The sequence below is a fragment of the Streptomyces sp. NPDC059900 genome, from assembly GCF_050270335.1.
Taxonomy (GTDB): domain Bacteria; phylum Actinomycetota; class Actinomycetes; order Streptomycetales; family Streptomycetaceae; genus Streptomyces.
Map to the genome: position 1 here is coordinate 1 of NZ_JBNNJZ010000490.1, position 6,212 is coordinate 6,212.

The 6,212-nt window shown below is 70.8% G+C and carries 4 protein-coding genes and 1 pseudogene; 3 read left to right on the forward strand and 2 right to left on the reverse strand.

What is annotated here, in order from left to right; all coding sequences use genetic code 11:
• Window positions 1-33 precede the first annotated feature (33 nt).
• Window positions 34-1,014, forward strand: a complete 981-nt coding sequence (locus ACQKIP_RS37035; protein ID WP_365855929.1) for an iron-siderophore ABC transporter substrate-binding protein — start codon at window positions 34-36, stop codon at window positions 1,012-1,014.
• Between the two features lie 6 nt (window positions 1,015-1,020).
• Window positions 1,021-3,087 (forward strand): iron ABC transporter permease, encoded by a 2,067-nt coding sequence (locus ACQKIP_RS37040; RefSeq protein WP_365855931.1) that lies wholly within the window; start codon window positions 1,021-1,023, stop codon window positions 3,085-3,087.
• A gap of 242 nt (window positions 3,088-3,329) precedes the next feature.
• On the opposite strand, the gene ACQKIP_RS37045 is transcribed toward ACQKIP_RS37040, so the two are convergent.
• Window positions 3,330-4,877: a SulP family inorganic anion transporter gene (locus ACQKIP_RS37045; protein ID WP_365855933.1), complete on the reverse strand. Its 1,548-nt coding sequence runs from the start codon at window positions 4,875-4,877 to the stop codon at window positions 3,330-3,332.
• Between the two features lie 54 nt (window positions 4,878-4,931).
• Entirely contained in the window at window positions 4,932-5,582 is a 651-nt protein-coding gene (locus ACQKIP_RS37050; RefSeq protein WP_365855935.1) for a carbonic anhydrase, read from the reverse strand.
• A gap of 356 nt (window positions 5,583-5,938) precedes the next feature.
• Between ACQKIP_RS37050 and ACQKIP_RS37055 the strand changes: the two are divergent.
• A pseudogene (locus ACQKIP_RS37055) lies at window positions 5,939-6,212 on the forward strand (hypothetical protein); the annotation flags it as partial.

Here is a 6,212-nt window from a genome sequence, read left to right on the forward strand (position 1 = left end):
CCACAGCAGAAGCGAAAGGCTCCATTCCTCCTCATGAGACGCACCCTCGTCGCCGCGGCCGCCGCCGCGGCCACAGCCCTCGTTCTGTCCGGTTGCGGCACCTCCGAGCCCGCCGAGACCAGCTCGGACAAGAAGTCCGAACCGATCACCCTCACCGACGCCAATGGCGCGCAGGTGAAGCTCGACGGCCCGGCCAAGAAGGTCGTCGGCACCGAGTGGAACGTCGTCGAATCCCTGGTCACGCTCGGCGTGGACCCGGTCGGCGTCGCCGACGTCAAGGGCTACAAGGCGTGGGACTCCGCCGTCCCGCTGAAGAACGACCCCAAGGACATCGGCACCCGCGGCGAGCCGAGCATGGACACCCTCGCCGGCCTCACCCCCGACCTCATCGTCACCACGACCGACATGTCGGCCTCCGCGGTGAAGCAGATGAAGAAGGTCGGCCCCGTCCTCCAGGTCAAGGCCGCCGACGGCGCCGACCAGATCGGCCAGATGTTTGACACGCTCGACGTCATCGCCAAGGCCACCGGCACGACCGACGAGGCCAAGAAGGCCAAGGAGTCGTACGAGGCCAAGGTCGCCGAGGGCAAGAAGGCGCTGAAGGAGGCCGAGCTCGACGGCTCGAAGATCGCCTTCGCCGACGGCTACGCCGCCTCCAACCAGGTCTCCGTGCGCGGCTACACGAGCAACTCCTTGCTCGGCGCCGTCAACGAGGACCTCGGCCTGAAGAACGACTGGAAGATCAAGGGCGACAAGGACTACGGCCTCGCCACCACCGACGTCGAGGGCCTCACCAAGCTCGGCGACGACGTGAAGTTCGTCTACATCGGCAACAAGGACGACGGCAGCTCCGACGTGTTCACCGACGAACTCGCCGACAACGCCGTCTGGAAGTCGCTGCCGTTCGTCAAGGACGACGAGGTCCACCGTCTGCCCGACGGCATCTGGATGTTCGGCGGCCCCGAGGCGATGGAGGCGTACATCGACGCCCTCGTCGACACCCTGAAGAAGTAGGAGACCGTGGCCGTCACCGCAACGCCCTCCACCACGCCCGAGCGCGCGGTCGCATCCCCCACGGGCGCGGTCGCGGTGACGGCCGGTCTTGTTCTTCTGGTCGCCGTTCTCGCCGTCGTCGACATCACCCAGGGCACCGCGTCGGTCGGTGCAGGGCAGGTGTGGAAGGCCCTCACCGGCCAGGCCGAGCAGGGCGACTCCTCCGTGGTCATCGCCTCGCGCATGCCGCGCATGCTCGCCGGGATACTCGTCGGCGTCGCGCTCGGCGCGGCGGGCGCCGCCCTGCAGGCGGTCAGCCGCAACGTCCTCGCCGCGCCGGACACCCTTGCCGTCAACGCCGGTTCCTACCTCGCCCTGACCGCACTGGTCGCCAGCGGCGCGACGGCTCCGCTGCTCGCCTCCTCGGGAGTGGCCTTCGTCGGCGGCCTCGCCGCGGCCGCCGTCGTCCTCGCCCTCGCGGGACGCAGCGCCGGAACGGTGCGCCTGGTCCTTGCGGGCAGCGCGCTCGCCCTGGGACTCAACGCCATCACCGACGCGTTGCTCCTGCTGTTCCCCGAACGCACCGAGGGCCTCTACCAGTGGGGCCAGGGGAGCATCAGCCAGAACGGGTTCGACGGGGTGTCCCAGATGGCGCCCGTCATCGTGGCCGCACTCGTGGGTCTCCTGCTGATCGCGCGCCGCATCGACGCCCTGGCCCTCGGCGACGACGCCGCGCACGGACTGGGCATCCCGGTCCGCGGCACACGCATCACGTCCGTGGTCCTGGCCTCGCTGCTCGCGGCCGCGACGGTGACCCTGGCGGGCCCGATCGCCTTCGTGGGGCTGTGCGCGCCGGCCCTGGTACGGCCACTGGCCGGCCGCTTCCGCGCCCTGGTTCGCCATCGGACCCGCATACCCGTCGCCGGACTCGTGGGCGCCGCCCTCGTGCTCGGCTCCGACGTGCTGCTGCGCGCCGTGACGTCGGCCCAGACCGCGGTCACCGTGCCCACCGGCGTCATCACGAGCGTCGTCGGCGCCGTGTTCCTGGTCGTCATGGCGATGCGCACCCGCGACAGCGGCAACGCCGCCGCGCCGGACCGGCTGCGCATCCCCAGCCGCACGGCCTACGTCATCACCCTGGTGCTGCTCGTGGGCACGCTGGTCGGCGTCACGATCGCCGCGGTGCTCGTCGGCGACAGCACGTTCCTGCTCGGCGACGTCGTCAACTGGCTGCGGGGCCAGTCGGGCCAGGCCATCACCTTCGTCCTCGACACCCGCGTGCCCCGGGTGGGCGCCGCACTGGCCGCGGGCGCCGCGCTCGCGCTCTCCGGCACGCTCGTGCAGTCCGTGACCCGCAACCCGCTCGCGGAACCCGGCGTCCTCGGCGTCTCCGGCGGAGCGGCCCTCGGCGCCATCATCCTGGTCACCTCGGCGCCGGGCGCCGGGCCGTGGAGCATCGTGGGCGCGGCGTTCGCCGGCGCCGCGGTCAGCTCCGTGGTCGTCTTCGGGCTCGCGGCCAGAGGCGGCTTCCAGAGCAGCAGGCTCGTCCTCGTCGGCATCGGTGTGTCCGCGGGAACGATGGCGCTCATCAGCCTGCTGATCGTGCTCACCGACCGGTTCAGCGCGACCAAGGCGCTGATCTGGCTCTCTGGCTCCACCTACGGACGCAGCGGCCCCGACATCCTGCCGGTCGCCGCCGTGCTCCTGGTCGGCACGGTCGTGGCCATCGCCCGCCGCAAGGAACTCGACCTGGTGTCGCTCGACGAGGACACCCCCCGGCTCCTGGGCCTGAACCTGTCCCGCGGCCGCCTCGGCTTCCTTGTCGTCAGCGTGCTCCTGAGCGCCACCGCGGTGGCCGCGGCCGGCACGATCGGCTTCGTGGGCCTGGTGGCACCGCACGCGGCCCGTGCCCTGGTGGGCCGCCGGCACGCGCGGGTCGTCCCGGTCGCGATACTCCTCGGCGCGACCCTCGTCTGCCTCGCCGATCTGCTTGGCCGTACCGTCATCGCGCCGACCCAGATGGGCGCGGGGCTCATGACGGCGGTCGTCGGGACGCCGTACTTCGTGTACCTGTTGGTGCGCAGCCGCCGGTAGCAGCGACCACCGGCAGTACGCAGACGGCCCCGCCGCGACGGGGGGACGCGGCGGGGCCAATTAAGCGAGTGCCCGGCGAACCCGGGTTCACGCCTGCTGCGGCCGAAGAATTTCTGCGGCTCGCCAGAACGCCGGGGAACCCCAAGAACTCCTAAGAACCCGAGAGCAACGAGAACACCGTGCCGCTCGCCACCGGGGCGGGTGGCGGGCGGCACGGTGGGCCAGGGGGGAGACGGGCGGTGTCAGCGCCGGATCGGTGCCTCCACGGGCCTTTCGGCGTCGGAGCCGTCCTCCGGGAACGTCTTCATCCGCACCGCTTCCGTACCGCTGTCGTTGTGGCGCAGTGCCCAGTTCTCCAGCGTCGTACGGCAGGCGTGGTCCAGGTGGCGCACCTCAGTCAGGTCGAGCTCGATGGGCCGGTCCTTGGGCAGCGCCTCCAGCGTCTCCAGGATGCGCGGAAGGCGCAGGAACGTGGCGTTGCCGGTGAGGGTGACCACCATCCGGCCGCCGGTCAGCTCCCGTACGTCCAGGTTCACGTGCGAGGTGTCCCAGGCGGACTTGACCACCGCGAGCACCAGGCCGAGCACCACGCCCTCGAACATGTTGGTCACCACGATGGCTATGGCGGTGGTGGCAAGGACCAGGGCCTCGCCCCGGTGCGAGCGGGCCAGCGGCACGATCGCCTTGACGGGGATCAGCTTGAAGCCCGCGTGGATCAGGACACCGGCGAGCGCCGCCAGCGGGATGATGCCGAGGGCCGCCGGAAGCAGCACCGCGAAGAGCAGCAGCCACGCGCCGTGCAGGATGCGCGAGAGCGGGGTGCGGGCGCCGGCCTCGACGTTGGCCGAACTGCGCACGATGACCGCCGTCATGGGCAGGGCGCCCAGTACGCCGCACACGGTGTTGCCGACGCCCTGGGCGACGAGTTCCTTGTCGTACTGCGTGCGCGGACCGTCGTGCATGCGGTCCACGGCCGCGGCGCTGAACAGCGATTCGGCGGAGGCGATCAGCGTGAACGCCAGGACGGTGCCGAGCACCGCCACGCTGCCCAGGTCGGCCAGGTCGCCGAATCCCGGCGGCTGGATGGCGTCGAAGAGGCCGCGCACCGTCACGTTGGCCACGTCGAGGCGCAGTCCGGCGGTGATGGCGGTGGCCAGGGCGACGGCGGCCAGCGGGGCGGGCACCACGCGCACGCCCGCGGGCAGCTTCGGCCACAGAACCAGGACGGCGATGGTGCCCAGGCCCACGGCCGCGGCGGTCAGGGCGGTGGTGTCGCCGAGGACGTCGACCAGGAGCCCGGGAAGCCCGGTGATCTTGTCGATCCCGGAGCGCGGCTGCTCGGCCCCGGCCATGGTGTAGAGCTGGCCGAGGATCAGTACGAGTCCGATGCCCGCGAGCATGCCCTGGACGACGGACACGGAGATGGCGCGGAACCACCGGCCGCAGCGCAGCAGGCCGAGGATGATCTGCAGGGCGCCGGTGAGCAGCACGATGGCGCCGAGCATGCCGAGCCCGAACTCCTGCACGGCCTCGAAGACGAGCACGGTCAGGCCGGCGGCGGGCCCGCTCACCTGGAGGGCGCTGCCCGGCAGCATGCCGACGACCAGGCCGCCGACGATGCCGGTGACCAGGCCCAGTTCGGCGGGGACGCCGGAGGCGACCGCCACGCCTACGCACAGCGGCAGGGCGACCAGGAAGACGACGAGTGAGGCGAGGAAGTCCTTGCGCTTGACGCCGGGTTCACGCAGCGGGCGGAAGGGGGAGCGGAAGGAAGAGAGGATGTCGGACATGAGGGTGGGGGGTCCTGTCGTGAGGGCGGGCCGGTCGGTGGGGCGCGGCGGTTCTCACAACGGACCGAACGCCGGCCGGTCGTCGAAGGACGCTTGCTGTGCGGTGATGTTGCCGGTGTGCACTTCGTAGTACCAGGCGTGCAGGGTGAGCGAGCCGTCGGCGATCCGCTCTTGCACGCAGGGGTACGCGCGCAGCCGTTCCACCTGCGCGAGCACATGTGTCTGCACGGCCTCCGCCACGTCCGCGGAGGACGGGACGAGGGAGCGCAGGGCGGCGTCCGGGGCGACGGAATGGTCGAGCCAGTCGCGCACGGCCGGAACGGCCGACAGGTCTTCGCCCCGTACCAGGGCGCCCACGGCGCCGCAGTGCGAGTGTCCGCAGACGACGATGTCGCGCACGCCGAGCACGCACACCGCGTACTCGATGGTGGCCGCCTCGCTCACGGGGCGGCCGTCGAGGCCGGCTTCGTCGGCGTCGTCGCGGGTGGGGTAGGGCGGTACGACGTTGCCCGCCGTACGGAGTTCGAAGAGTTCGCCGGGGCGTGCGCCGGTGATCAGGGCCGGTACGACACGTGAGTCGGAGCACGTGACGAAGAGGGCCTGGGGCGCCTGTCCTGACTCCAGGGCCTGGAAGGCCGCGGCGTTCTCGGGGGCCGCGACGTGTGTCGCGGCGAAGGAACGGGCGTTGTCGATGAGGGACTTCATGCTGGCCTGCCTCCTGCGTCTTCGGGCGAAGCCCGGACGCGGTGTGGTCGGGTCGATGGTGACAGTGGGGTGCGCGGGCCGCCGAGTGAACGGCGGACACCGTGTCGGCCCACAGACAGCCTGTATGGCAGCTGTGACTCTCACTTTGCCATCGCATTAACCTTTGATGACAGAGCAAAAATTTGCCAAAGATTGAGTAATAAACGCCCCTGAACAGGGAGTTGGTCCAGGGCTCAACCGTTGGGCAAGGGTTCATGTGGAGATCATGTGGAGCCCGTGAAGCCGTTATGTTTACGCCAACTTGCAATCGCGACGCATCGGATGGCCGCGGGGGCGGGAGTTCCGGGCCCAATCCGATGCCGTGCGCGCCCGGCCACCGCTACGGTGCCGACGTGATCGGTTCTGAGCTGCCCCTTCTCTTCCTCGACGTCGACGGCCCCCTCATCCCCTTCGGGGCGACCAGGGAACAGCTCCCTGACGGCTACCCGACCTACGGATCCGGCCACACCCCGCAGGGCCCGGGCATCAATCCGCTGATGACCCGCATCAACCCGGCCCACGGGCGCCGCCTCATGGAGCTCCCCTGCGAGCTGGTGTGGGCCACGACCTGGATGACCGACGCGAACGAAT

Bases quoted from the DNA above. Each gene is read 5' to 3' on its own strand.
- ACQKIP_RS37050 (WP_365855935.1), bottom strand. From the start codon at position 5,582: ATGAAGTCCCTCATCGACAACGCCCGTTCCTTCGCCGCGACACACGTC.
- ACQKIP_RS37045 (WP_365855933.1), bottom strand. From the start codon at position 4,877: ATGTCCGACATCCTCTCTTCCTTCCGCTCCCCCTTCCGCCCGCTGCGT.
- ACQKIP_RS37035 (WP_365855929.1), top strand. From the start codon at position 34: ATGAGACGCACCCTCGTCGCCGCGGCCGCCGCCGCGGCCACAGCCCTC.